The sequence below is a fragment of the Microbispora sp. KK1-11 genome, from assembly GCF_006874435.1.
GTDB classification, from domain to species: Bacteria; Actinomycetota; Actinomycetes; order Streptosporangiales; family Streptosporangiaceae; genus Microbispora; species Microbispora catharanthi.
This window is the reverse complement of sequence record NZ_VIRJ01000150.1, coordinates 1-412: the sequence shown is the minus strand read 5'-3', so window position 1 is coordinate 412 and position 412 is coordinate 1. Positions and strand designations below refer to the sequence as shown.

The following is a 412-nucleotide window of genomic DNA, read 5'->3' as shown; positions in this document are numbered from 1 at the left end:
GGCGTGGAGGACCTGGTCGCCTTCGCCACCTCGGCGGTCCGCGACGCGGTCAACGGCGAGGACGTGTGATTAGAGAAAAACGCCAAATAAACGCAATAAAAAAAGCCCTTCGCGGGCGTGATCTGCTTTTATTTACGCTCGGCATTAATTCCGGCCTACGTATTTCCGATATACTCGCACTCAAAGTCGGTGATGTGCGCGGAAAGGACTTCGTTGCGATTACGGAAGGGAAAACGAAGAAGTCAAAACGTTTCTTCTTCAATGCCGCAATCAAGAAAGCCGTTGCTGACCTGATTCCGGCCGAAGCAAACGACGACGACTGGCTTTTCCCTTCTCGGAAAGGTTCGAAAGCTATTACCCGCGTCCGTGCTTACGGGATTCTTAACGAAGCTATTGAGCGCGCAGGCCTTTC

At 52.4% G+C, this 412-nt stretch carries 1 protein-coding gene; it reads left to right on the top strand.

Annotation, left to right across the window (positions count from 1 at the left end):
• Positions 1–65: 65 nt before the first annotated feature.
• On the top strand, positions 66–412 hold a 347-nt coding region (locus FLW16_RS43155; RefSeq protein WP_142566739.1), incomplete at its 3' end, for a tyrosine-type recombinase/integrase.